Below are 24,781 nucleotides of genomic sequence, written 5' to 3' on the forward strand. Positions count from 1 at the left end.
TCTCGTATCTCGTATCTCGTTCTATTTACTTGTGATTCGAGAAGTTATCGCCTTTCGCCAGTCGGTCGTAAAGCACTACATTCACTGATGCCGCTAGATTCATGCAGCCGTTGGTCGGAACGTAAATCGTCTCACGACAGAAATCTGTGATCTCTTTCTTTAGCGTGCCATCTTCAGGGCCAAAAATGTAAAACGCGCGTGGTGGGTGCTTGTAATCAGGTAGAGGCTTAGCACCTTCAATCAGATCAACAGCAACCGGCACGCAGCCGACTGGAATAATATCTTTCAGCTCTTCAACACCAATCAAAGGCAGGGCTAGGTGCTTTTCTTTGGTATCGGTATGGAATTTTCGCGCATGGTCGTAGCGTGTGCCAGTGTAAAACACAGAGTTGGCGCCGTAGCAGCCAGCTGCTCGCATCACTGAGCCTACGTTTTCTGGCGTCTTTGGGTTAACTAGGCCAATGCAGGCATAGCCTTTTGATTGTGTGTCTGTTTTTGCTTTGGTCATAATCAGTGAATCTAACGTTGATGATGAAAGTGATGAATCACGATGGAAAATAGCGTGATAAAAATAGCCGAGCAATGGGCTCGGCTAACTTTTAACTCGCTTACATGAATACTTGTTTACTCATGCAGATGAGCGTCAACAGCGGTATTAGTCGCGTTTCCACAGCATGTGACAGAACTTATGTTCTGGATCACGGCTGATTAACATGCGAGCAAATACGTCGTCTAGAACGTCATCAGCTTCATTCACAAGACCAATGCGCACTTCAGCGTAGATCTCTTTGTCGACTTCAAAGCCAACATGTTCAACCCAATCATCGCCAGTTTCAACAAGCTCTGCTGCGCCACGATCTTCAAACTGAGCAGTGAAAAGAATCACGTCTGCAGGCTCTAGGTTGTCAGGTGCCATCTCTAGGAAGATGTCGTATGCAGTGTCAATTGCGTCGTCATAAGACATTAGGTCGTTAGCTTCGGTCATAATAAGTATCTTAGCTTGCGCGGTTCATGTATTTACGTTCAGCAGTGTTTACTACTACTTTGTCGCCAGTCGCGATGTATTCAGGTACTTGAATAGTAAGACCTGTAGAAAGACGAGCAGGCTTAGTACGAGCAGACGCTGATGCACCTTTGATTGAAGGATCAGTCTCTTCGATAACTAGTTCAACAGATGTTGGTAGCTCAAGCGTTGCAGCGTTGCCGTCGATAAGGATCGCGTACATGCCTTGAGTTTCTTCGTTGATGAACAGTAGTTCGTCTTCGATAGTCTCACCGTTGAAGATGAATTGTGTGTAATCTTCGTTGTCCATGAAGATGTACTCGTTGCCATCAACGTAAGAGAACATTACTGCACGCTTAGTTACGTCAATAGTTTCAACAATTTCGTCAGCCTTGTGGCGAACTTCAGTTTTAACGCCAGTTGCTACATCGTTACCACGGAAGCGGTAAATCTTTTGGCCGCCACGGCCGCCTGGTGTTGTTACTTCGATATCTTTAACGATCACTGTTTTGCTTTCTACTGTGATAGCAAAACCTTTTTTAATTTCACTTGCTCTAGGCATTTTGTGTTTGTCCTTAGTGGGTCTATCCGCTGATTATATCTCGGAGATGCTATAAATAGGAATAGCTTGAATCATAAAGTCACCTAGGCGATCATAGAGTTATAGTTAAATCATTATTTTATTTACCGAAACGACCTATGCAGCTACCCGTTATTGACCCAACACAGCCTTTTCAACCTGAATTTCAACCTGTGGTTAACGATCTGATTACCTTTCTAAAAGGTGGGTTAGGATCTAATCTGCACAGTATTTATATTTATGGCAGTGTGGCTCGTAAGCAAGCCGTCTTCGGTCGCTCCAATCTAGATGTGGTTGTGGTGACCCATCGACCGTTTCCTGACCAACGAACCACTTTGTTGAACACCATCAAATGGCGTTTCCAAAAGAGCTTCCCGCAGGTAACTCAAGTGGCGATAAAAACTACCTTAGTGAGTGAGATAGTCGATTTCGACAATATCTTCACTTGGGGTTTTATGCTCAAGCATTTAGCCGTGTGTGTGCATGGTGAAGACTTATCAGACTGCTATGGTGATTTTGAAACAAGTTGGGAAATCGCTAAGCACTGGAATATGGATGCGGAAAACTGGTTGGCGGTGTATCGCAACAAGATCGCACGAGCGACAACGCCAGAACAACAAGTCGCTGCGCAGGTGATTATTGCCAAGAAGCTTCTACGGGCGAGTTACTCACTGGTGATGTACCGCGATAAATATTGGTACGATGATCCTGTTGAATGTGGCCAACAGTTCTTGAAGTATCACCCAGATCGAGAAGTCGAAATCCAAAGGTTGGGCATTTTACTTTCTGGTCGACCAATCCCTAAACGTTCGGTGATCGGTATTCTTGATGGCTTTGGTGAGTGGTTGATTAAGCAGTATCAGAAAACCGAGTTCAGAATCGGATAGAGATTTATAACCGATCCATTGATACTAAAAAGCGAGTGTGCTGAAGAACATATCTCTGCTTTTTTCGTTTTAAGAGCATATTGAATATAGTGCTAGAACAAACCCAACTGCTGCCCACTAACTCTTTCAAAGTCTAAACCGATGAAGGGCAGTATTGCCTCTGCGACCGGTTTAATCTGCTTGTCGATATAGTGCTGATAATCGATACCACTCTTTAAATACTCCTTGGGCTCAGGGCCACTCAGAGTAATCAAATACTCAATGCGTCCTTTATTTTGGTATTGAAGAGGGCGCCCTAACTGAGCATTGATCTCATCGGCCATACGAGCTGCGCGAACCTGTGGCGGAATGTTCTTTTGGTATTCATGTAATTTGCGGCGTAAGCGCTTTTGATACACCAATAAATCATCATGTTTGCCAGCAGAGGTTTCATCAACAAACTGTCTGACGTAGTCGGTTGGATCTTGATCGTGAAACACCATCTCATACAAGGTTTGTTGGAATTGCTGTGCGAGAGGTGTCCAATCGGTGCGTGCACTCTCAAGCCCTTTAAATATGATCTTTTCTTTATCGCCTTGAGTGATTAATCCGGCATAACGTTTCTTCGAGCCGGTTTCTGAACCTCTAATGGTCGGCATTAGAAACTTGCGATAGTGAGTCTCGTATTCCAATTCGAGTATTGAGGCTAGGTTGTGGGTCTCTTTTAAGTGATTCGTCCACCAATCGTTGATGTAAGCGACCAGTGTGTTCCCGATCTCGTCTGCTTTTTGCTGATCATAACTGCCGTTCAGAGACACGAAGGTTGAATCGGTATCGCCGTAAATCACTTGATAGCCTTTGTCTTCGATCAGAACCTTGGTTTGCTTCATGATCTCATGTCCACGCATGGTAATTGAAGACGCTAACCGGGTATCGAAGAAACGACAACCAGACGAACCTAACACACCATAGAATGAGTTCATGATGATCTTAATCGCCTGAGAGAACGCTTTCTCGTTGTTCTTCTTCGCCACATCACGTGCAGCCCAAAGGTTTTCGATCATCTCGGGCAAGAAGTGTTTAGAGCGGTGGAATTGCCCACCTCGAAAGCCATCAACGGCTTGGTTTTCTGCTGGGCCTAGTTCAAGCTTCAACCCTTCAATTAGTCCCATAGGGTCAATCAGAAACGAGCGAATGATCGATGGATACAGGCTCTTAAAATCGAGTACCAAAACCGAGTCGTACAGATTGGGAATTGAATCCATCACATAACCACCGGGGCTAGCAATCCAGTTCTCAGGCTCTAAGTTAGGCGCGACATAACCCGCTCTGTGTATCTGTGGTAGGTACAAATTAGTAAAAGCAGCAACAGAACCGCCAACACGATCAAGCTCGACACCAGTCAGTCGCGAACGCTCAATCGCAAAATCGAGTAGGTGGGTATGTTCGAAGATTCGGTTTACCAACACACAGTCTTGAAGGTTGTACTTAGCGAGTGAAGGCTTATCGAACTTAAACATCCGGTTAATCTCATCCATGCGGTCATGAACGTTGTGGATGTCTTTGCCTTCACCAAGTAACTCTTGCGATACGGACTCCAGTGACCAAGACCGGAAGTGGTAGGTTGCCGTTTTAAGCATATCGATACCATCCAAGACAACGCGCCCTGGGATAGTGATAAACCCCTGCTGATTCTGTGCAGAGCTACGGAAAAAGCTTGGTTGATTGTCTCTACCGATATTTAGCTTTACTTCGTTCCATTCTGAACGTTTGTGCAGCAGCCTAAAGTCGAAGTCGATAACATTCCAACCAATGATGATGTCAGGGTCAAATTCAGAGAACCACATAATCATGGCTTCAAGAAGAGCTTTTTCGTTGGCAACCCATTGGATGTTGGTGCCGGCTTCTTGAGGGGCGCCGACCATGATCACTCGGCTATCCATCGAGCTGTCTAGACCAATCGAATAAAGCACGCCTTTTTCTGAACATTCAATATCAAGCGAGACGACAGATAGATTGGGTAAGTAGTCGCCCGCTCGGCATTTCGCATTTGAGACTCTGCGATGCTGGTTCTTTTGTACCGCGGTACCCGTGAACTCAATACTTCCTTTGATAAAGCGTTCCATCAAGAATCGGTCAGCGAGTCGAATATCGCTTTCAAAGGTTTGGATTTCTTCGTTATGGAAGGCTTGCGCTAAACCAAAGCTACTTCTCGACAGCGAGGTATAACACGCGGCGAGAGGTGTTTGCTCGAATGTGGCTAGTTCTAGAGGCTTAAATTGGCAATCAATCGACTCTTTGGCTGCGATTGTCTGACATGCTTCTAAATCAGATTGAGCGACAAAAAATACAGGTTTTTCATTTGGAATGGTCAGCAGAGTAGGGCCTTGAGGGGTGCTTAACCACAAGTCGATTTGCGTGCGCCCTGAAAAATCTCTCGCTTGTCTTGTAAGTACAAAGCCTTGCTGAATATCCAATGTAGTAACCTATTGAAATTGGGAATCGAATACTACCACTTAGCGACCCTCAGCGCACAACAGGCAGCAAAAATACTAACTAAATTCTAGTTAACAGAGGCAAATAACGGGACTCTATAAGCAAATAAGTGAAATTGTCGCGAATGGTTATTCAATGGTATTGAAAATATCTTTATCTTGTGTAATTTTATTGGGTGTTGTTTTAACTGGTTGATTTTTAGAAAAAGCTTGTTGTTTTAGTTAGCTTATTTGTTAATAAGTACTTGCTAAAGTTCGTGTTTCAGCACATATTCAACAGAGCTTTTTTTTAGTAATTAAGTTAAGATGTACTCAATGCTGCGATCCACTGTTCCTTTGTTCAATTGTTTCAAACAGATGAAACGACACAGTGGTTGCAGAGCCAATTAATAGTGTGGAGATACAAGTTTGATAAATGTTTTCCTTGTAGATGATCACGAGCTGGTTCGCACAGGGATACGACGTATTATTGAAGACGTCCGTGGAATGAACGTAGCAGGGGAAGCTGAAAGCGGTGAAGATGCTGCAAAATGGTGTCGTACTAACAATACTGACGTTATTTTGATGGATATGAATATGCCTGGTATTGGTGGCTTAGAGGCAACCAAGAAAATCTTGCGTTTCAACCCTGATGTTAAAATCATCGTTTTAACTGTTCATACGGAAAATCCGTTTCCAACTAAAGTGATGCAAGCTGGAGCTGCTGGTTACCTTACTAAAGGGGCAGGTCCGGATGAAATGGTAAATGCAATTCGAGTGGTTAACAGTGGCCAACGATACATTTCACCAGAAATTGCGCAGCAGATGGCTTTGAGCCAATTCTCTCCTGCGTCTGAAAATCCATTCGCAGACTTATCTGAACGTGAACTTCAAATCATGATGATGATTACCAAAGGTCAGAAAGTGACGGATATTTCAGAACAACTCAATCTAAGTCCTAAAACAGTCAACAGTTACCGCTACCGCTTGTTCAGTAAGCTAGATATCAGTGGCGATGTAGAGCTGACGCATTTAGCGATTAGACATGGAATGTTAGACACTGAGACCCTTTAACACTGAGATCGTATAGTGACCAACTTGTTTGACTCAGTCTCATTCCTCAAGACAGTAACAGAGCAGCCCGGCGTTTATCGAATGTATAACGCCGAGGCTGCCGTTATTTACGTCGGTAAAGCTAAGAACCTCAAAAAACGCCTTTCCAGTTATTTCCGTAAAAAAGTCGACAGTGAAAAAACACGCGCTCTAGTTAGTAATATTGACAAGATCGATGTCACTGTAACGCACACGGAAACAGAAGCGCTCATTCTTGAGCACAACTACATCAAGCAGTACTTGCCTAAATACAACGTACTTTTGCGTGATGATAAGTCGTACCCTTATATTTTTATTAGCGGTCACAAGCATCCTCGTTTGTCGATGCACCGTGGTGCTAAGAAGAAAAAGGGCGAATACTTTGGTCCTTACCCTGATTCCGGCGCTGTGCGTGAGACGCTACACCTAATCCAAAAGATTTTCCCTGCCCGCCAGTGTGAAGATACGGTTTATGCCAATAGAACGCGCCCGTGTTTGATGTATCAGATTGGTCGTTGTGCTGCGCCATGTGTTAGCTCAATCATCTCTGATGAAGAGTACAGTGAACTTATCGACTACGTTCGTCTGTTCCTGCAAGGGAAAGACAAATTAGTCCTTGAGACGCTCATCGACAAAATGGACAAGGCAAGCCGTGAGCTTCGTTTTGAACAAGCTGCCGCTTTCCGTGATCAAATCCAAGCGATTCGACGTGTGCAAGAACAACAATACGTATCTGACGATTCAATGGAAGATATGGACGTGTTGGGATTTGCTCAAGAGAATGGCGTAGCGTGTATTCATATCTTGATGATTCGCCAAGGCAAGGTTTTAGGCAGTAGAAGCCATTTCCCTAAAATTCCCAACAATACGGTGCGAGAAGAGGTCTTTTCGAGCTTTTTAAGCCAATACTATCTTGCGCATAGTGAAGCGAGAACCATCCCAACCCGTTTGATTCTCAATGCCGATTTGATGGAAGATGTCACACCGATTCAAGAAGCCTTGTGTGAAGTAGCGGGTCGTAAGATTCACTTCAATACCAACCCTTCAGGTACTCGAGGTCGTTACCTTAAATTGTCTAATACCAATGCATTGACGGCTATTACCACCAAGATTAATCACAAGATGACGATTAATCAGCGCTTCAAAGAGCTCCAAGAAGTGCTGTCGATGGATGCTATCAAGCGCATGGAATGTTTTGATATCAGTCATACCATGGGTGAAAGCACGATTGCGTCGTGTGTGGTGTTCAATCAAGAAGGCCCGGTTAAACCAGAGTACCGTCGTTACAACATCACCGGCATTACAGGTGGCGATGATTATGCAGCGATGGCTCAGGCGCTTGAGAGACGTTATTCGAAGCAACTCGATGTCGACAAGATCCCAGACATCATCTTTATCGATGGTGGTAAAGGTCAGTTAAACCGCGCTCATGAGATCATTTCTCAATATTGGGGTGATTGGCCGTTTAGACCAAGAATGATGGGTATTGCGAAAGGCGTGACGCGTAAACCGGGTTTAGAAACTTTGGTAACCCTTGAAGGTGAAGAGTTTAATTTACCTAGCGATGCACCAGCGCTGCATCTTATCCAGCACATTCGTGATGAGAGCCATAATCATGCGATTGCAGGGCACAGGGCGAAACGTGGTAAAACGCGCAGAACCAGTGCTTTGGAAGGAATTGAAGGGGTAGGACCTAAACGTCGTCAAGCTTTGCTGAAATATATGGGTGGCTTACAAGAACTTAAGCGTGCAACTGTCGAAGAAATAGCCAAAGTGCCGGGCATTAGTCATTCTTTGGCAGAAAACATTTATCAAGCATTGAAACAATAGTAAAAATCCCGCACCATTAAAGCGCAATTAATAAGAGCCCAATAATATGCGTTTGAATATACCTAACATTTTGTCCTTACTGAGACTATTTTTGATCCCAGTATTCGTTGTCGTTTTCTATCTACCTTATCAATGGGCTCCTTTCGCTGCTGCGATGGTGTTTTGGGTAGCCGGTTTCACTGATTGGCTAGATGGCATGCTAGCTCGTAAGTTAGGGCAAACGTCTCGCTTCGGTGCCTTCATTGACCCTGTGGCTGACAAAGTGTTGGTCGCTACGGCTCTTATCCTGATTACAGAGCATTACCACTCTATTTGGATAACTATTCCAGCCGTGACCATGATTGCTCGTGAGATCATCATTTCAGCGCTTCGTGAATGGATGGCTGAAATCGGTAAACGCGCAAGTGTTGCGGTATCTTGGGTTGGTAAAGTCAAAACGGTTTCTCAGATGTTCGCTCTTTGGGTACTTATCTGGAGATACGACGACTGGATGGTGTGGGTAGGTTACATTGCACTGTATGTCGCCACCGTTCTTACTTACTGGTCAATGGCACAATACTTGATGGCTGCCAAAGACGATTTGTTAGACGAAAAACATCATTGATGAAGAAGCGAGCTGAGGCTCGCTTTTTTGATCTTTAACCTAAGGTTAAGTTATCAATAGTGGATATCTAATGTGATATAGATCTCCTTTGAATAACCCGCTCACAGTGTGTTTTGAACATAAAGTCAGCTATTTGGCCTGTTTCGTATGAAATCTATTCAAACGAATTAAAAATACAAAAATAATATTGACTCAATCGTCTGAATCCGTAGAATGCATCCCGTACCCAAGAGGATGGCAATGAGCGATTCGATTGGAGTTACTAAGGCGCCTTGGCAGAGTGGCTATGCAGCGGATTGCAAATCCGTGGACCTCGGTTCGACTCCGGGAGGCGCCTCCATTCTCTCTTTCTTCTAGAAAGAATTTGAATGAAAATGCGATACTAGCTCAGTTGGTAGAGCGCAACCTTGCCAAGGTTGAGGTCATCGGTTCGAACCCGATGTATCGCTCCAAATTTTGTAATGTTGATTGGCGTCAGCATTAAGATGGTGTTTTACTTTTCAGTAATCGGCATCGCAATAAAGAATTGCGTGCCCTGGTGGTGGAATTGGTAGACACAAGGGATTTAAAATCCCTCGGCGTTCGCGCTGTGCCGGTTCAAGTCCGGCCCGGGGCACCATCTATTAAAGTCTTTATCTCGATAAAGCAAATGCGATACTAGCTCAGTTGGTAGAGCGCAACCTTGCCAAGGTTGAGGTCATCGGTTCGAACCCGATGTATCGCTCCAAATTAAGAAGCCCGAACAGAAATGTTCGGGCTTTTTGGTTTCTGACGTTTAGCTTTTACGTTTAAGAACTCTTCTTGTTCGAATCCGCACTCAACATTCATTTCTATCTCTGTTTCAAATTTTGCAATCAAGTTAGTTTTTAAAAGCGAGATTCCCTATGAACTCGTTCCTCGTGCTAGGGAATGACGGAAAGACGGTATGACCTCAAAGTCTCTCTAGTAACGTTTATAAATCCACGTCGTCATCCTCGGGCGTGAGGAACGAGCGAACCGGGGAGCTCTTGCCGCTTGCTGATTAACTTCAGTTTAATCTATTGCATCAGATAGTTTCTGAATAAAACAATACATCGACATGTTGTAAGGGACTCCCAATGAACTCATTCTTCAGGCTAAGGAATGACGGAAAGGCGCCACAGCCTCAAAGCCATCACTAACACCGCCTGTACACCCACGTCGTCATCCTCGGGTGTGAGGAACGAATGAACCGGGGATCTCTTGCCGCTTGCTGATTAACTTCAGTTTAATCTATTGCATCAGATAGTTTCTTGAATAAAGCAATACAATGACATGTTGTAAGGGGTTCTCTATGAATTCATACCTCGCTCTAGGGAGTGACGCCATGACCTAAAAGCTTCTCTAGCAACGTTTATAACCCCACGTCGTCATCCTCGGGTATGAGGAACGAATGAACCGGGGATCTCTTTCCCAAACGATAGTGTGACGATATTTACAGCAATTGCTTAGCCACCGCTGCTATTTATCAAGCTATTACTAAAAACTATTGATCGTTCATTTCACTTTATGTTACTTTCCCGCGCAATCTCGGAATGAAAATGTTCAAGAAGAGCAACGATTGCTTCTGGGGGATACGCGTAGTGACCATTCTTGCTGATTGGGACATTACGTAGGGTAGGTATTGGCTAGTCCTTTAGCTGATAGACGGGATACTTATGGCGCAGTTCGTCATGTTAATGGGAAACCCAACATTGAACACACTAATTACAACATTGCTAATCAGCTCTGCATTTCCAAAGGGACCAGCTCCTCATAGCTGCCCGATCCTGCAAAAATGTCCAATTCTTCAAAACAGTAGCATTACTGAACCTTGAGCTCACGCTAACAATTTATCGCTGTCTTAAGACGGCTTAATTTCGTATTCGTCATTTGACTTATGCGAGCGTACAGCTATATCTCATTTCTAGACAATACGTGTACTTCACTATGAACTCTCTCCAAATTTAACGAGAGTTGGTGGGTAATTGCGTCTGATGGAGGTGAGTATGAACACATTCAAGGGGACTTTTATGACTACCGCCTTTGAAGTCGATATCAATACTATCGCAAATTCATTTTCAACTATGGTTCCTATCTTAGAGGGAACGTACGACCTAACACCTGACGCTATTTTGCTAGAGCAAGAACAGCATGAGTCGGATGTTCGCTCTTACCCAAGACGCCTGCCTATTGCTATTAAACGAGCATGTGGCGCTTTAGTTGAAGATACTCGTGGCCAACTCTTTCTCGATTGCTTAGCCGGTGCAGGTACACTTTCTCTGGGTTACAACCACCCTGAGATTAACCAAGCACTTAAAGACCAACTCGATTCTGGTTTGCCATACCAAACACTTGATATCACGACTCAAGCAAAAGAGACGTTTATCAAACGAGTTAAAGCTTTTCTTCCTCAAGACTTTTCAAATAACTCGGTTCTTCAATTCTGTGGCCCATCTGGCGCTGACGCTGTGGAAGCGGCGATCAAGCTCGCCAAGCAAACCACAGGTCGCAACACCATGTTTGCTTTCCGTGGTGCTTACCATGGTATGACGAACGGCACCATGGGTATGATGGGTAACCTCGGCACTAAAGAGCGTCGTAGCGGCTTGATGTCTGATGTGCACTTCATGCCTTTCCCATACAACCTACGCTGCCCGTTTGGTATTGGTGGTGAAGCGGGTGCTAACGCGAGCATTCGTTACATCGAACGTATGTTGAATGATGACGAGTCTGGCATCATGAAACCGGCGGCGATGATCGTTGAGCCTGTGCAAGGTGAGGGCGGTGTGATTCCTGCTCCAGCATCTTGGTTACAAGGCCTACGTCGCATCTGTGATGAGCACGGCATCCTACTGATTTTTGATGAGATTCAGTGTGGTGTGGGCAAAACTGGCCATCGATTTGCGTTTGAAGAGTCTGGTGTTAATCCAGATATCTTATGTTTATCTAAAGCGATTGGTGGTGGACTGCCTATGTCGCTGCTTGTGTTCGATAAGAGCATTGATACATGGAAAGCGGGTGAGCACACCGGTACATTCCGTGGTAACCAATTAGCAATGGTCTCTGGCGCTAAGGCGTTGGAGATCATCGAACGAGATGGCTTAGTTGAGCACGCGAACATCGCAGGCCAATATTTACGTCACGGGCTTGAGAAGATTCAATCACGCGTTAGCTGTATTGCTGAAGTTCGTGGTAAAGGCCTGATGCTCGGTGCTGAGATCAAACAACCAAATGGTGAGCTTAACAAGTTTGGCGAACCACAATCAGACGGCGAACTAACCCTAGCGATTCAACGAGCAGCGTTAGAGCGTGGCTTGATGGTTGAAAAGGGTGGTCGTGATGGCTCGGTAATTCGTTTCCTTCCGCCAATGATTATCTCTTTTGAGCAGATTGACTTTGCACTCCGCGTAATGGAAGAAGCGATCATCGCAACTGGTGGTGGCTTACAACAAGACCCAGCTTCAAGCGAACAAGCAAACCAAGAATGGAACAAGCATTTCATCCATACAGGTTTAGGCGGTAGCGACGAATTTGCTAACGTGATGAACCAAACCACTCAAGCGATGAAAGCGGTTTTTGAACAGGTTGAAACCCCTTATTCGGGTTTAGATCCAAAAGTGCTAGAAGCAGCTATCAATGCTGTCGACCTTGATAAAAATCAACACGCTTTGGTTGATGTTGTAGATAGTACTGCAGACCTTGTCGCTGCAAACTCCATCTTCGTGCAACACCCAGATTGCATTGCACACCTTCACACTCCTCCTCTTATGGCTTCGGTAGCAGCGGAATCGATTATCGCGGCGTTGAATCAATCAATGGATTCATGGGACCAAGCATCGGCTGCGACTTATGTTGAGCAGCGCGTTGTGGATTGGATGTGTGACAAATACCAACTTGGCGCACAAGCTGACGGTGTTTTCACTAGCGGAGGCACGCAAAGTAACCTAATGGGTTTATTGCTTGCGAGAGACTGGGTTGCGGATAAGCACAATGGTCATTCTATCCAAAAGCTTGGCTTACCAGAATACGCGAGCAAGCTGCGTATCTTATGTTCAAAGAAATCTCACTTCACGGTTCAAAAGTCAGCCTCTCTACTAGGGCTAGGCGAAGCGGCAGTGTGCTGTGTTGATACCAATGCAAACGGCACTATCAAGCCTGACTTGCTAGACGCAGAAGTGAAAGCACTGAAAGCACAAGGTCTGATTCCTTTTGCTGTGATTGGTACTGCGGGCACAACCGATCATGGTGCTATCGATGACCTTGATGCGATTGCAGAAATCGCAAGTCAGCAAGGCCTTTGGTTCCATGTCGACAGTGCATACGGTGGCGCGCTTATCTTGAGTAGCCACAAGGCTCGCTTACAAGGCATCGAAAAAGCGGACTCTGTGAGTGTCGATTTCCACAAATTGTTCTATCAAACAATCAGCTGCGGCGCGGTATTGTTGAAAGACAAAGCGAACTTTAAGTACCTTCTACATCACGCAGATTACCTAAACCGCGAACACGATGAACTGCCAAATCTAGTCGATAAGTCTATTGCGACCACCAAGCGTTTCGATGCATTGAAAGTCTTCATGACGATGCAAAGCGTTGGACCAAAGCAGTTGGGTGATATGTACGACCATCTTCTTGAGCAAACGCTAGAAGTGGCAGACCTGATTCAAAACCAAGCTGACTTAGAGCTACTCGCAGAGCCGTCACTATCAACAGTGCTGTTCCGATCTAAGCCGTCAGCAAACGGCGAGCTAGATTTAGACAAATTGAATCAAACGCTAAGACTGGAAGCGCTGACTCGTGGTGTTGCAGTACTCGGTGAAACGGTCGTGGATGGTAAGAGTGCGCTTAAATTCACTATCTTGAATCCGTGCCTAAAGACATCAGATTTCAAATCTCTAATTAACAAAATTCAAACTCTAGCCACTGAGCTAGCAGAACAACAAGGGTAATTAATACTATGGCTATTCTACAAATTGGTGCAGGCGGCGTTGGTTGGGTTGTTGCACACAAAGCAGCACAAAATAACGAAGTACTGGGTGATATCACAATCGCTTCTCGCACAATCGCGAAGTGTGAAAAAATCATCGAATCTATCAAGGGCAAAAACAACCTTAAAGATTCAACTAAGAAACTAGAAGCACGTTCAGTAGACGCTGATGATGTTGATGCGCTTGTTGCTTTGATTAAAGAAGTTCAGCCGGATCTAGTGATCAACGCTGGTCCTCCTTGGGTAAACATGGCAATCATGGAAGCATGTTACCAATCTAAAGTTTCTTATTTAGATACATCGGTAGCGGTTGACCTATGTTCTGAAGGCCAACAAGTACCACAAGCTTACGATTGGCAGTGGGGCTACCGTGAGAAGTTCGCTGAAGCAGGCATCACAGGTATTCTTGGTGCTGGTTTCGATCCAGGTGTGGTATCAATCTTTGCTGCATACGCGGTTAAGCACTTGTTCGATGAGATTGACTCAATTGATGTAATGGATGTGAATGCTGGTGACCACGGCAAGAAGTTTGCGACAAACTTTGACCCAGAAACCAACATGCTTGAGATCCAAGGCGATTCTTTCTACTGGGAAAATGAAGAGTGGAAACAAGTACCTTGTCACTCTCGTATGCTTGAGTTTGAATTCCCGAACTGTGGTTCTCACAAAGTTTACTCAATGGCGCACGATGAAGTTCGTTCAATGAAAGAGTTCATCCCAGCTAAGCGTATCGAATTTTGGATGGGCTTTGGTGATGCATACTTGAACTACTTCAACTGCATGCGTGATATCGGTCTTCTTAGCCCAGATCCGCTAACACTGCACGATGGTACTGTGGTTCAGCCTCTGCATGTTCTTAAAGCACTACTACCGGATCCAACATCTCTAGCTCCGGGTTACACTGGTTTAACGTGTATCGGTACTTGGGTTCAAGGTAAGAAAGATGGTAAAGAGCGTAGCGTATTCATCTACAATAACGCAGACCACGAAGTGGCTTACGAAGACGTAGAGCACCAAGCGATCTCTTACACAACTGGTGTTCCAGCGATTACCGCTGCACTTCAGTTCTTCCGTGGCGAATGGGCTGATAAAGGCGTGTTCAACATGGAACAGTTAAATCCAGATCCGTTCCTAGCAACTATGCCGGAAATTGGTCTAGATTGGCATGTTCAAGAGCTTGAAGCAGGCCAAGGTCTTCCAGTGATTCATGAGCTGAAAAAATAAGAACTGATTTCTTGTTTTGATTGCTAATTAAAGGGGACATGGATTGTTCCCTTTTCGATGATGATAGCCTTGAAGCTTTGGTATCATTTATTTTGATTTTGTAACTCACTGCGCTCGGACAGGACAAAATCAAAATAAATCACACCAAAATTGTTAATTTACCTTTCCATCTATAGATGCTGCTTGAGTGTTTACAAAAATGACGTTTAAGAAAGAAGAACTAAAAACCCCATATTTCATGATCAACGAAGACAAGTTGATTGCGAACTTAGAAAAAGCCAAGCAACTGAAAGAGATTTCAGGTGTGAAATTGGTACTTGCGCTTAAGTGCTTCTCGACTTGGGGCGTGTTTGACATCATCAAACCGTACCTAGACGGTACTACTAGTTCTGGCCCTTATGAAGTGAAATTAGGTCACGAAACTTTTGGCGGTGAAACTCATGCTTACAGTGTGGGCTACAGTGAAGATGACGTGAGAGAGGTTGCTGACATCTGCGACAAGATGATCTTCAACTCTCAAAGCCAACTTGCTGCTTACCGTCATATTGTTGAAGGTAAAGCTTCACTGGGTTTACGTTTAAATCCGGGCGTGAGCTACGCAGGGCAAGACTTGGCGAATCCAGCACGTCAATTCTCGCGTTTGGGCGTGCAAGCTGACCACATCAAACCAGAAATTTTCGATGAGATTAATGGTGTGATGTTCCACATGAACTGTGAGAACAAAGACGTCGATGCGTTTATCGGCCTGCTTGATTCAATCTCAGAACAGTTTGGTGAGCACTTAGATAAGTTGGACTGGGTGAGCATGGGCGGAGGTGTGTTCTTCACATGGCCTGGCTATGACATCGAAAAACTCGGTCTTGCGCTGAAAGCCTTCTCTGAAAAGCACGGTGTGCAGATGTATCTTGAGCCGGGTGAAGCGATCATCACTAAAACAACCGACCTAGTTGTGACAGTGGTCGATATTGTTGAGAACGTGAAGAAAACAGCGATTGTGGATTCAGCGACTGAGGCGCACCGCCTTGACACGCTTATCTACAATGAGCCCGCATCAGTATTGGAAGCATCAGAAACAGGCAGCCATGACTACGTGATTGGTTCGTGTTCATGTCTTGCGGGCGATCAGTTCTGCGAAGCGAGCTTTGATGAGCCACTTAAGATTGGTCAAAAGCTGCATCTGTTAGACAGCGCGGGTTACACAATGGTGAAATTGAACTGGTTCAATGGCCTTAAAATGCCTTCAATCTACTGTGAACGTAGCAGTGGTGAAGTTCAGAAGCTAAATGAATTCGGCTATGAAGACTTCAAACGCTCATTATCACAATGGTCAGTTAAGTAACTGAATCACAAGTTCAGAGCAATACAAAGAGCAGCTAATGAGCTGCTCTTTTTTGTTCTTTAATTTTGTTCTTTAATTTTGTTCTTTAATTTTGTTCTTTAATTTTGTTTATTTAGCTTTCAATCATCACACGAGTATCTTCACTGAGCGTTTCGAGTTCATTAACTACGTCGTCGATCTGTACTTCGATTGGCAGCTTAACGGCGATTTTTGATGTGAATAGACTTGAGCTAACACCGCCGCCACCAGCGATAAAGACGCGGTGACAATCCATATCGAGAATACTGATTCCTTGTCTATCCAATACATGAGTCACTTCGTTGACGATACCTGCTCGGTCGTTAGAGTCGAGTCTCAAGTGATGGACCGTGTCTTGAACATTGTGTGTATGATCGGAATCGACAAACTGCACGATGAGATCTGGATTGGCGCTGAACGCTTCTTTTACAATCGATTCGTTGATGGCTGGAAGTTGAACCTTTAGTACGCCTGCGACTTGGTCTTCAATAAAGTTCACTTTACTGATGAGCCATTTGCCGTCGTTTTCGTGAGTAACCGCAGCAAGCTGTTTGATTGTTGCTGGTGATGCTTTTCCGATAAAGTTTACGATAAATGTACTGTTCATATCAGCCCCCAAGGTTTCAATTATTCTTTGCTAATTAAATGTTTGATATCACGCGATAAAGTTCTTTAATTTCAGTGTAGAAGGTTACATCGAACAATGTTTGACCTAGGTCAATTTTTGAAACTAAGCTTCGATGCAAAAAAAGAGAATGAAGAGTAGGGCACAAAAAAAGCGGCTAGAGAGCCGCTTTTTAGAAGAGTTGTCACTGTGATTGATGATTCAGCAACTTATACTCAATAACTTATATTGAGTAGTACTAGAGACGAATTAGAACGTTACTTTGAAGTTCATACCAACAAACTGAGAGTCGTATGGTGCGCCAGCATCGTAAGCAAAACGTGCAGCGTCTTGGTTATCCCACCAAGGGTTAGTATTCAGGTTAACTTCTGCATCACCGCCCCATGCGTCACTTACCCAGTAGTGAATGTGTCCAACAGGGTTAAGGAAGAATAGCGACACATCACCCATGGTTTGAGAGCCCATCACTTCGCCACCTGAAGCAATGATATCCTGCTCTGCTTCTAGCATCATTTCACCGACAACCGCACCGAAGAAAGGTGTGATGAAGAGATCTTGCCATGAAGGTACTTCTGCAAACGCTTCTACGCCGTATTCCCAGAAGAACGTCGACATAGTCCAAGAGTATAAGAATGACTCAAACTCGTCGTAACCTGCGTGTCGAGCTGCGGTGTAGTAAACACCACCGAAATATGGGTGCATTACGTAGTTTAGGAAGTGTTCGTCACGGTCCCATGTTGGACCAGCAGAAACGTTATCTTTCCACTTTTTACCTAATGAGCTGATATCACGTTGGTCATCATCCCACTTAGTAATACTTTCAGGGAGCAGAGTCATTAGACCCACTGTCGCGACACTCAAGCCAAGAATGGTGTAGGTTTGACCCATTAGGTAATCCCAATCTTTCTCCTGACTCACCAACATGTGTTTTGGTTGTTGGATTGAGAAGTCGTACTCATCACTCGACTCGCTCAGTGCGTAATTGGTACTAGGCTTGTAGGTGTACAAGTTGTCATTAAAACAGTAATCTTGAGCACATTCATCCGAGTAAGAAAGGTTGATTGGCTGGTCGAAGTCGTATTGGCTTGCAACCGAGTTAACTGACATTAGCATTGAAAATGCGGCAGTAACCTTTGCTAGTAACGGTGATTTGGCCACAAGGGTCTCCATGAGAAAGTTTGGAATTGATCAGGGTCACAATTATCTATTAAATGCCTGATTTAGGGAACTAATAATTTTTATAGCTTTTCCTAAGAAAACCTTAGGTTTAACATTATTAATATTAGTGAAAAGGCGAATTGCTCCAAATTCAACCATAGACCAGTTTGTAAATAATGCAGTGTCTTTTTATGACAACAAGGGATAGAAATATGACGAAAATCGCAATGTTAAGCACAGGTGAAGAAGTTCTTCATGGAGACATTGTAGATACAAACGCAGCTTGGATGTCTGCTGAGTTTTATCAGCATGGTTTTGCGCTTGCTAAGCGCTCAACTGTGGGTGATCAAATGAATGCTCTTGTTGAAGAACTGCTGATGCTGAGCTTTAACTATGATGTGGTTATCGTTAATGGTGGTTTAGGCCCGACAACCGATGATATGAGTGCTGCCGCCGCTGCAGCTGCTTCCGAGCAGAAACTCGTCATGTTCCCTGAATGGCTTGCTCGTATGGAAGAGATGTTCTCTGGACGTGGCATGCCAATGCCAGACAGCAACCTTAAACAAGCTTTGTTACCTGCGAGTTCAGAGATTGTCGATAACCCTGTAGGGACGGCTTGTGGCTTCAAACTGAAAATTAACGATGCGACTTTCTATTTCACGCCGGGTGTACCAAGTGAATTCAAGCGCATGGTGACGTTTGAGATTCTTCCTGACTTGTCGTGTACCTACCCTCAAGTGGTTGCCTCTGAATGCAGTCGACTGTTTACGTTTGGTTTGTCTGAGTCCGGTATCTCTGATGTTTTGGATCAACTAAAGCTGCCAGAAGGTTATGAACTTGGTTATCGCTCTTATCTGCCGTTCATTGAGGTCAAACTGTTTGGTCCTAAGGCAGACTTAGAAACTCGCGTTAAGCTTCTGCAGATGGTTTACAAGCTGCTAGAGAGTAATGTCGTTAGTGTTGATGAGCCGATGATTGACCATATTGGACACATCATGGCGGAAAAAAAGAAGACGTTATCTGTGTCTGAAGTGTCGACCAAAGGTTCACTGTCAGCGTGGCTGCAATTGAATGAGCAGATAGAAGATTGCTTCGGACACTCATGGGTGATGGCTGAGCCAAAAGAGAGCGAACTTGAAAAGAGCGATCCATTAGCCGCGACCTTTGCGCTGGCTGGAGCAACAAGAGATAAGTGCGGAACTGAATTGGCTTTGGTGACTGGTAAGCTGGAAGGCAACACATTCAGCGTTGCATTGTCGACTGAAGCAGGCGAGTGGGGGCAGGTACTTGAGTTTTATCGTCAGTACTCGCGTGAAGACCAACGCAACGTGATTAAGACCGTTGCCGCCGATATGCTGAGAAGGCATTTAGATAACAAACCGATGTTTGGTACTTATTCTTCGGTTAAGCGATTAAAAGACATGTTTATTCCAGCGGCTATCATTAAGTAGCTATGTAAGCTAACGATGTAAGCGAACTCGCTAAGTCTGTATTAAAAACGCTAGAAAAAACGAAATAAAAAGGCCCAACATCTAAATAGGTGTTGGGCCTTTTGTTTATCTAGCCTTCTAGATAACCAAACAAGCAGCGATGTTTACACGCAACTCATGTCTGTAAGAACTCGATTACAAACCGCTTGTCATATGTAGGCTGTAGAACAAACCACGGCCGATTAACTCTGAAGCCAAGAACAATACTAGTGCTAAGCCAAGGTTAACTGGGTTCACTTTTGCTTTGTTCAGCATAGGTAGAATCCAAATCAACAAGCTTGCCATTAGCAGTGCCACTTGAAGAATCACATAGCTACCTAAACCATCGACTAACTCAGACGCTTTTGCCGCTGAAGTTTGGATGTCTCCGATTAGGTTCAGTTTTCCTACTGTCACAAGCAAGCTGATAGCAACAGCGATAACAGCCAACATGGTGATGTTACGGTCAACCGTAAAGCGGCTGTCGTTTGCGAATACAATCACGAACTGAGATAACAGCAAGCCACCCACAACCATCGTCATGATGAAGCTCAGTGGTGTGTAGATGTTGTCCCACGTCGGTACTGTGTTGATCATGTATACGTTGATCATCGCGTACATGAAGATAACACCCAGTACCATCGCGCCAACCATCAGTGCTTTCTGGATAGCAACGCCACCTTTCTTGACTACCGACAGTAACCATTGCAGGCCACCGACAGCGAAGAATGCCGCACCGAAGAACACTTCGTTAGACAACCAAGCCGAACCTAGCTGATTAAAAGCGTTAAACGCGCGCAGTGGAGAGCCAAGGTGCGTTGTCGAGAACATGAAGCCAAGACCCATCAGTACCCATAGGATAAACATTGGAACCTTGTAGCTGTTCAGCTTCTCTTCGTCATGACCAAGTACCAGTGCACGTGCGCCAATCAGTAAGTAACCACCAACCGCAGTTTGCGCCAACACCGTAAAGAAGATTAAAGACCACTCATGAAAAATCATCTTACACCTCCTTCGGGTTTGCTAGGTGACCGCTGGTATCGCCAGTCGGCTTCGCGTTTTTGTTCAGCTTAATCACGATGTTTGGTAGCGTTTCTGTTGAAGATGGCAGTGGAGCCACATCCGCACCAGAGCCGTACTTCTCGCGAAGTGTATTGATTTCACCAAACTCCAATGCACGAAGTGGGCAAGACTCAACACAGATAGGCTGTTTGCCTTCAGAAACACGTTGGTAACAACCATCGCATTTCGTCATATGACCTTTCTTAGCATTGTATTGTGGTGCGCCGTAAGGACACGCATTGCTACAGTGCTGACAACCAATACATACGCTCTCATCAACCACAACCAAACCGTCTTCATCACGTTTGTGCATTGCGCCCGAAGGACACACTTTCACACACGCTGGGTTAGTACAGTGGTTACAAGCGATAGATAGGTAGTAAGAAAAGACATCTTTCTGAACCCAGGTATCACCATCTTGAGTGAAGCCACCACCGGCATATTCGTATACGCGACGGTAGTTCGTTTTGATGTCTAGATCGTTATAATCTTTACAAGCAAGCTGACAGGTTTTACAACCCGTGCATTTACTTGAATCAATGTAAAAGCCGTATTGTTTCATTCCAACCTACCTTATGCTTTCTTTAGCGCTTTGATTTGAACTAGGTTTGTATGCTGAGGGTTACCCTTAGCAAGTGGGCTCGGGCGCTGAGTCGTCAGCACGTTGATAGAGCCTGCATGGTCGATCTTCTGACCATCTGGTGCGTACCATGCACCTTCGCCTAGTGCGACAACTCGAGGAAGAATCCTAGGTGTCACTTTCGCTGGAATATGTACTTCGCCACGGTCGTTGAAAATACTCACCATGTCGCCGCTATCAATACCACGTTCTTTTGCATCGATTGGGTTGATCCACAACTCTTGCGGTGCTGCTGCTTTGATTTCTGCAACGTTGCCGTAAGTCGAGTGAGTACGAGCCTTGTAGTGGAAACCGGTTAGCTGAAGTGGGTACTTCTCTGCTAGTGGGTCGTTATGACCTTCGAAAGAGTCCGCGTAAATCGGAAGTGGGTGAATCACTTCGTCTTCTTTAAGCTTCCAAGTCTTCGCGATATCAGCCAGTTGCTCTGAGTAGATCTCGATCTTGCCACTTGGTGTGGTCAGTGGGTTCGCTTCAGGATCTTTACGGAAATCTTCATAAGCGATGTAGTGGTGGTCGTAGCTACGTTTGTAGATACCCAGCTCTTTCATCTCTTCGAAGGTTGGCAGTGTTGGATCGTTCTTACGAGTTTCTGCGTAAAGGTGCTCAATCCATTGCTCTTGAGTACGGCCTTCGGTGAACTCTTTTTCTACGCCCATTCGTTTCGCAAGCTGAGTACACATCTCGTAGATAGATTTTGCTTCAAACTGAGGCTCAATCGCTTTCTGCGCGTAGATGAAGTAAGGCATGTTCGCCGCTTTACCGTCCATACACCAGTCGTCTTGCTCAGACGTTGTTAAGTCTGGCAGGATGATATCGGCGTACTTCGCTGAAGACGTCATATGGTTATCAACCACGACAATCATTTCACACGCACTTTCATCTTGAAGAATCGCGTGAGTCTTGTTGATGTCTGAGTGTTGGTTAATGATGCAGTTACCTGCGTAGTTCCAGATCATCTTGATTGGGTTCTTAAGGCGCTCTGCACCGCGAACACCATCAGTGATGTCGGTCATTTCATGGTGACGGTAAATCGCGTCTGTCCACATGAACATTGAAATAGACGTTTCAACTGGGTTTGGCACGGTAGGGAAGCGCACAAATGGAATGTTGATGTCGCTTTCACGAGCGCCTGTTGAACCGCCTGATACGCCCACAGAACCAGTGAGCAGTGACAGCATCGCGATTGCACGACACGCTAGTTCACCGTTCGCAGTGCGTTGTAAGCCCCAACCTTGGTGAATCGCACATGGTTTCGCTGTGCCCATTTCACGGCCAAGCTTAACGATGGTGTCAACTGGAATACCCGTGATCTTAGAAGCCCATTCTGGTGTCTTCTCTACGCCATCTTCACCTAAACCTAGGATGTAAGATTTGTAGTCGCTGTTTTTAGGCGCTGATGCAGGAAGGGTCTTCTCATCGTAACCGACACAGTATTTGTCTAGGAACGGTTGGTCGACAAGGTCTTCAGTGATCATCACGTGTGCAAGACCCGCTACCAATGCCGCATCTGTAGAAGGACGAATTGGGATCCATTGATCTTCACGGCCACCGGCAGTATCGGTGTAGCGAGGGTCGATGATGATCGTTCTTGCGTTTGATTTGTTTTTGCTTTCAACGTAGTGGTGGATCTGGCCGCCACCAGACATACGCGTCTCAGCAGGGTTGTTACCAAACTGAATGTTAAGTTTAGTGTTCTCTAAATCAGAGAAAGAGTTGTTGTTTGCCCAACCGCCGTAGGTGTAGCTCAAGCCTTTCGTGATTTGCGCTGTTGAGTAGTCACCGTAATGGTTTAAGTAACCACCACTTAGGTTCATTAGACGAGCAATCAGCGTTTGAGCTGGTGGCCAAGATTTAGTAACCGTGCCGCCCAGCGTACCTGTACCGTAGTTTAGGTAGATAGTGTCGTTACCGTAGTCTTTGATAAGGCGTTGCATGGTGCCAGCGACTTCATCATAAGCCTCTTCCCAGCTAATACGCTTAAACTTACCTTCACCACGTTTACCCACACGTTTCATTGGGTACTTTAGGCGATCTGGGTTATAAACACGGCGGCGCATCGAGCGACCACGTAGACACGCACGAACTTGGTGATGACCGTATTCGTCAGTGCCTGTGTTGTCTGTTTCTACGTATTTGATTTCACCGTTTTGTACATGCATACGCAGTGGGCAGCGAGAGCCACAGTTTACTGTACATGCACTCCATACGATTTTCTCATCCACATTTTCAGCAACTGCAGCCGCTACTGGTTTGGATTTGAAAGGTAATGCAATACCGCCCGCAAGTGCAGCTGCACTACCTACTGCAGAGGAAGCTTTCATGAAGCCTCTTCGAGTAAGATTCATTACCCCAGATTCTTTCTTATTCGTCATTCTAAGATGCCTTTTGCTATTGATAGCTAGCACTTTATAGGTAGTTTGTTCTTTATGTATTTATTTCGAATTATTGATTGATTGGCATCAAATAAGTGTGGAATTTAAAGTTTATGAATTGAATGTATAAAATAGATCAAAGAATGAAATGAGTTAATTAATATAATTATCTTTAAACCTATAACGGTATAAATAATAATGATTATCGATACGCATAAATTGTTGGGTTCGCTATTTTATCAAGCGACAAGTAAAGAACAGTTAATCACCATTGTCGAAGCTTTGGTTGAGAGCGAAGTACTCTCTGAAGAATGCTTGCAAGCATTAAGAAGCGAAGACGAAGATGCGCTCGCAGCAGAGTTCAGCCGCCTGTTTGAAGGCGTTGGAGACATGCCAGCTCCGCCTTGGGGTTCTGTGTACCTAGATAAAGACCGCGTTGTGTTTGGTGCTTCTACGGTTGAGTATCGCCAGTTTTTAGAATTGAATCAGATTGAATTAGACACTGGGTTAAGAGAGCCGGAAGATCAATTTGGTTTAATGTTATTCGCTCATGCGTATTTGTTAGAAAATAATAATATTAATTCAGCCGGTGAATTGCTTGAGGGTCACTTATTAACTTGGTCTTCTGTTTATTTAGAAAAACTAAATAAAGCATCAGAGTTATCTTTTTATAAAAAGCTATCGGTTGATGTAATAGATTGGTTTAAGTACTTAATATCTGAATATAATTTAAACGTTGCTACTAAAAAGTTATATATCGACTAATGTCTGAACAAATAAATTCAAATAGACGCGGTTTCTTAACTCGACTTTCTAAACCGGTTAAAGCAGCCGCGAATTATGAAGAGATATCACAGCGCTTGCATGCAAGACCGCCAAGAGCGGTCGATGAGGTGCTGTTTGAGCGTCTTTGCGACGGTTGTGGATTGTGTGAACAATCGTGTCCAAATAGCGTTATTGAGATGCTAGAGGGCAGTGCGCTGCTGAATTTGGATTACAACAGTTGTTCTATGTGTAACAAATGCACTGAAGTGTGTCCGACCGGCGCACTTCATCCAACGGTCACGCCTTATATCGACCTCAAGCCGAGCTTTGCGGATAGCTGCAATAATTACATGCAAATGGACTGTTCAGCATGCCAAACGGCGTGTTCAGCTGGTGCAATACACATCGAAGTAGGAGAGTTGCCTACAGTGGACAAAGATAAGTGTAACGGCTGTGGAGAGTGCCGAAGCGCTTGTTATATTGGCTCTGTGACTCTTAACCTGACTCAGCAATAAACGTTTGGCTTTGTATGACACAAGCCAACAGGAAGATTTGGTTTAGTGATAGACGAGTCGCTTTAGATACCTAAAGACATAAATAGAAAAGGGTCCGCATTCCTAAAGGAAGCGGACCCTTTTTTGATTCTTATTGACGATATTCGAACAAAGTGACCTAA

At 44.7% G+C, this 24,781-nt stretch carries 19 protein-coding genes and 4 tRNA genes; 14 read left to right on the forward strand and 9 right to left on the reverse strand.

Translation table 11 applies throughout. From position 1 onward, the window contains the following. Positions 1 to 25: 25 nt before the first annotated feature. From AB4482_RS08490 to yeiP, 3 genes are all read right to left on the reverse strand, one after another. The gene (locus AB4482_RS08490) at positions 26 to 508 is read right to left on the reverse strand and encodes an RNA methyltransferase (protein WP_017061495.1); all 483 of its coding nucleotides are present in this window, start codon (positions 506 to 508) and stop codon (positions 26 to 28) included. Positions 509 to 655: 147 nt separating this feature from the next. Further along, the gene (locus AB4482_RS08495) at positions 656 to 985 is read right to left on the reverse strand and encodes an HI1450 family dsDNA-mimic protein (protein ID WP_004741258.1); all 330 of its coding nucleotides are present in this window, start codon (positions 983 to 985) and stop codon (positions 656 to 658) included. Positions 986 to 995: 10 nt separating this feature from the next. After that, complete coding sequence (yeiP, locus tag AB4482_RS08500) at positions 996 to 1,565, reverse strand: elongation factor P-like protein YeiP (protein WP_017055115.1); 570 nt, start codon at positions 1,563 to 1,565, stop codon at positions 996 to 998. A gap of 137 nt (positions 1,566 to 1,702) precedes the next feature. Between yeiP and AB4482_RS08505 the strand changes: the two genes are divergently transcribed. Next, on the forward strand, positions 1,703 to 2,470 hold the full coding sequence (locus tag AB4482_RS08505; protein ID WP_017061494.1) for a hypothetical protein: 768 nt from the start codon (positions 1,703 to 1,705) through the stop codon (positions 2,468 to 2,470). Positions 2,471 to 2,562: 92 nt separating this feature from the next. Here AB4482_RS08505 and AB4482_RS08510 read toward each other — a convergent pair whose 3' ends face one another. Next, a complete protein-coding gene (locus tag AB4482_RS08510) occupies positions 2,563 to 4,926 on the reverse strand; it encodes a DNA polymerase II (protein ID WP_372180785.1) in 2,364 nt (787 codons plus the stop codon). A 426-nt stretch (positions 4,927 to 5,352) separates the two neighbouring features. On the opposite strand from AB4482_RS08510, the gene uvrY reads away from it, so the two are divergent. The 10 genes from uvrY (at position 5,353) to nspC (ending at position 15,996) form a co-directional block, all read left to right on the forward strand. Continuing rightward, positions 5,353 to 5,997 (forward strand): UvrY/SirA/GacA family response regulator transcription factor, encoded by a 645-nt coding sequence (gene uvrY / locus AB4482_RS08515; RefSeq protein ID WP_004729778.1) that lies wholly within the window; start codon positions 5,353 to 5,355, stop codon positions 5,995 to 5,997. 15 nt (positions 5,998 to 6,012) lie between these two features. Further along, positions 6,013 to 7,845, forward strand: coding sequence for an excinuclease ABC subunit UvrC (uvrC, locus tag AB4482_RS08520; protein WP_029235668.1), 1,833 nt, complete (start codon positions 6,013 to 6,015; stop codon positions 7,843 to 7,845). Positions 7,846 to 7,891: 46 nt separating this feature from the next. Beyond that, positions 7,892 to 8,449 carry a CDP-diacylglycerol--glycerol-3-phosphate 3-phosphatidyltransferase gene (pgsA, locus tag AB4482_RS08525; RefSeq protein WP_017061490.1) on the forward strand — a complete coding sequence of 186 codons (558 nt, stop codon included), beginning with the start codon at positions 7,892 to 7,894 and terminating at the stop codon, positions 8,447 to 8,449. A gap of 266 nt (positions 8,450 to 8,715) precedes the next feature. Next, positions 8,716 to 8,789: transfer RNA gene (locus AB4482_RS08530), tRNA-Cys, on the forward strand. Between the two features lie 36 nt (positions 8,790 to 8,825). Continuing rightward, positions 8,826 to 8,901 (forward strand) — tRNA-Gly (locus AB4482_RS08535). A gap of 80 nt (positions 8,902 to 8,981) precedes the next feature. Further along, positions 8,982 to 9,068, forward strand: a tRNA-Leu gene (locus AB4482_RS08540). A gap of 32 nt (positions 9,069 to 9,100) precedes the next feature. Next, positions 9,101 to 9,176: transfer RNA gene (locus AB4482_RS08545), tRNA-Gly, on the forward strand. Positions 9,177 to 10,455: 1,279 nt separating this feature from the next. Beyond that, positions 10,456 to 13,395, forward strand: a complete 2,940-nt coding sequence (locus AB4482_RS08550; RefSeq protein ID WP_372082731.1) for a pyridoxal phosphate-dependent class III aminotransferase — start codon at positions 10,456 to 10,458, stop codon at positions 13,393 to 13,395. A gap of 8 nt (positions 13,396 to 13,403) precedes the next feature. Next, positions 13,404 to 14,657 carry a carboxynorspermidine synthase gene (locus AB4482_RS08555; RefSeq protein ID WP_017061002.1) on the forward strand — a complete coding sequence of 418 codons (1,254 nt, stop codon included), beginning with the start codon at positions 13,404 to 13,406 and terminating at the stop codon, positions 14,655 to 14,657. A gap of 199 nt (positions 14,658 to 14,856) precedes the next feature. Further along, positions 14,857 to 15,996, forward strand: coding sequence for a carboxynorspermidine decarboxylase (gene nspC, locus AB4482_RS08560; protein ID WP_017063550.1), 1,140 nt, complete (start codon positions 14,857 to 14,859; stop codon positions 15,994 to 15,996). 112 nt (positions 15,997 to 16,108) lie between these two features. Here nspC and AB4482_RS08565 read toward each other — a convergent pair whose 3' ends face one another. After that, positions 16,109 to 16,621 carry a glycine cleavage system protein R gene (locus tag AB4482_RS08565; protein WP_017061000.1) on the reverse strand — a complete coding sequence of 171 codons (513 nt, stop codon included), beginning with the start codon at positions 16,619 to 16,621 and terminating at the stop codon, positions 16,109 to 16,111. 267 nt (positions 16,622 to 16,888) lie between these two features. Further along, the gene (locus AB4482_RS08570) at positions 16,889 to 17,797 is read right to left on the reverse strand and encodes a DUF3943 domain-containing protein (RefSeq protein ID WP_017069173.1); all 909 of its coding nucleotides are present in this window, start codon (positions 17,795 to 17,797) and stop codon (positions 16,889 to 16,891) included. A 212-nt stretch (positions 17,798 to 18,009) separates the two neighbouring features. Here AB4482_RS08570 and AB4482_RS08575 point away from each other — a divergent pair, with 212 nt between their 5' ends. Beyond that, positions 18,010 to 19,248: a CinA family nicotinamide mononucleotide deamidase-related protein gene (locus tag AB4482_RS08575; protein ID WP_017069172.1), complete on the forward strand. Its 1,239-nt coding sequence runs from the start codon at positions 18,010 to 18,012 to the stop codon at positions 19,246 to 19,248. Between the two features lie 174 nt (positions 19,249 to 19,422). On the opposite strand, the gene AB4482_RS08580 is transcribed toward AB4482_RS08575, so the two are convergent. Genes AB4482_RS08580 through AB4482_RS08590 form a run of 3 tightly spaced genes read right to left on the reverse strand, consistent with a single transcriptional unit; the run spans position 19,423 to position 23,340 of the window. Beyond that, a complete protein-coding gene (locus AB4482_RS08580) occupies positions 19,423 to 20,268 on the reverse strand; it encodes a DmsC/YnfH family molybdoenzyme membrane anchor subunit (RefSeq protein WP_017060997.1) in 846 nt (281 codons plus the stop codon). 1 nt (position 20,269) lies between these two features. Beyond that, entirely contained in the window at positions 20,270 to 20,890 is a 621-nt protein-coding gene (locus AB4482_RS08585) for a DMSO/selenate family reductase complex B subunit (RefSeq protein WP_004733360.1), read from the reverse strand. An 11-nt stretch (positions 20,891 to 20,901) separates the two neighbouring features. Beyond that, on the reverse strand, positions 20,902 to 23,340 hold the full coding sequence (locus tag AB4482_RS08590; protein ID WP_017069171.1) for a DmsA/YnfE/YnfF family dimethyl sulfoxide reductase: 2,439 nt from the start codon (positions 23,338 to 23,340) through the stop codon (positions 20,902 to 20,904). Positions 23,341 to 23,538: 198 nt separating this feature from the next. Between AB4482_RS08590 and AB4482_RS08595 the strand changes: the two genes are divergently transcribed. Next, the gene (locus AB4482_RS08595) at positions 23,539 to 24,105 is read left to right on the forward strand and encodes a molecular chaperone (protein WP_017060995.1); all 567 of its coding nucleotides are present in this window, start codon (positions 23,539 to 23,541) and stop codon (positions 24,103 to 24,105) included. Continuing rightward, the gene (gene napF / locus AB4482_RS08600; protein ID WP_017060994.1) at positions 24,105 to 24,620 is read left to right on the forward strand and encodes a ferredoxin-type protein NapF; all 516 of its coding nucleotides are present in this window, start codon (positions 24,105 to 24,107) and stop codon (positions 24,618 to 24,620) included. Before AB4482_RS08595 ends, napF begins: the two co-directional genes overlap by 1 nt. Positions 24,621 to 24,781 lie beyond the last annotated feature (161 nt).

Origin of the sequence: Vibrio sp. 10N.222.55.C7, from assembly GCF_041473335.1 — a bacterium.
GTDB lineage: Bacteria > Pseudomonadota > Gammaproteobacteria > Enterobacterales > Vibrionaceae > Vibrio > Vibrio crassostreae_C.

What these genes read in the sequence shown, in the direction of transcription:
- AB4482_RS08490 (WP_017061495.1), bottom strand. Translation starts at nt 508, where the DNA reads ATGACCAAAGCAAAAACAGACACACAATCAAAAGGCTATGCCTGCATT.
- AB4482_RS08495 (WP_004741258.1), bottom strand. Translation starts at nt 985, where the DNA reads ATGACCGAAGCTAACGACCTAATGTCTTATGACGACGCAATTGACACT.
- yeiP (WP_017055115.1), bottom strand. Translation starts at nt 1,565, where the DNA reads ATGCCTAGAGCAAGTGAAATTAAAAAAGGTTTTGCTATCACAGTAGAA.
- AB4482_RS08505 (WP_017061494.1), top strand. Translation starts at nt 1,703, where the DNA reads ATGCAGCTACCCGTTATTGACCCAACACAGCCTTTTCAACCTGAATTT.
- pgsA (WP_017061490.1), top strand. Translation starts at nt 7,892, where the DNA reads ATGCGTTTGAATATACCTAACATTTTGTCCTTACTGAGACTATTTTTG.
- AB4482_RS08550 (WP_372082731.1), top strand. Translation starts at nt 10,456, where the DNA reads ATGAACACATTCAAGGGGACTTTTATGACTACCGCCTTTGAAGTCGAT.
- AB4482_RS08555 (WP_017061002.1), top strand. Translation starts at nt 13,404, where the DNA reads ATGGCTATTCTACAAATTGGTGCAGGCGGCGTTGGTTGGGTTGTTGCA.
- nspC (WP_017063550.1), top strand. Translation starts at nt 14,857, where the DNA reads ATGACGTTTAAGAAAGAAGAACTAAAAACCCCATATTTCATGATCAAC.
- AB4482_RS08565 (WP_017061000.1), bottom strand. Translation starts at nt 16,621, where the DNA reads ATGAACAGTACATTTATCGTAAACTTTATCGGAAAAGCATCACCAGCA.
- AB4482_RS08575 (WP_017069172.1), top strand. Translation starts at nt 18,010, where the DNA reads ATGACGAAAATCGCAATGTTAAGCACAGGTGAAGAAGTTCTTCATGGA.
- AB4482_RS08580 (WP_017060997.1), bottom strand. Translation starts at nt 20,268, where the DNA reads ATGATTTTTCATGAGTGGTCTTTAATCTTCTTTACGGTGTTGGCGCAA.
- AB4482_RS08585 (WP_004733360.1), bottom strand. Translation starts at nt 20,890, where the DNA reads ATGAAACAATACGGCTTTTACATTGATTCAAGTAAATGCACGGGTTGT.
- AB4482_RS08590 (WP_017069171.1), bottom strand. Translation starts at nt 23,340, where the DNA reads ATGACGAATAAGAAAGAATCTGGGGTAATGAATCTTACTCGAAGAGGC.
- AB4482_RS08595 (WP_017060995.1), top strand. Translation starts at nt 23,539, where the DNA reads ATGATTATCGATACGCATAAATTGTTGGGTTCGCTATTTTATCAAGCG.
- napF (WP_017060994.1), top strand. Translation starts at nt 24,105, where the DNA reads ATGTCTGAACAAATAAATTCAAATAGACGCGGTTTCTTAACTCGACTT.